Source organism: Paenibacillus sp. O199 (assembly GCF_001636635.1).
In the GTDB taxonomy this organism is placed as follows: Bacteria; Bacillota; Bacilli; order Paenibacillales; family Paenibacillaceae; genus Paenibacillus; species Paenibacillus marchantiae.
The window spans coordinates 117,475-117,770 of the sequence record NZ_LGRP01000005.1 but is presented as its reverse complement, the minus strand read 5'-3'; the positions used below and the strand labels follow the sequence as shown (position 1 = coordinate 117,770).

Annotated in this window: 2 tRNA genes; both read left to right on the top strand. The window is 49.0% G+C overall.

Features of this window, described 5'->3' with window-relative positions:
* Positions 1–71 precede the first annotated feature (71 nt).
* Positions 72–163: transfer RNA gene (locus A6049_RS09675), tRNA-Ser, on the top strand.
* A gap of 47 nt (positions 164–210) precedes the next feature.
* Positions 211–287: transfer RNA gene (locus A6049_RS09670), tRNA-Met, on the top strand.
* The last annotated feature ends 9 nt before the right edge of the window (positions 288–296 follow it).

Below are 296 nucleotides of genomic sequence, written 5' to 3'. Positions count from 1 at the left end.
ATCGCACATTTCGTTTCGGATCTAGTTTTCAGGGAGCAATCCTTGTAAGCATTGTTCATGATTCTCTATTTGGAGAGATACCCAAGTGGCTATAAGGGGACCCTCTGCTAAGGGGTTAGACTGCGTAAGCGGTGCGAGGGTTCGAATCCCTCTCTCTCCGCCATCTTTACCTTAAGATGGACAAGCAATCAAGATCAATATTATTAATATGGCGGTGTAGCTCAGCTGGCTAGAGCGTACGGTTCATACCCGTGAGGTCGGGGGTTCGATCCCCTCCGCCGCTACCATATTACCCA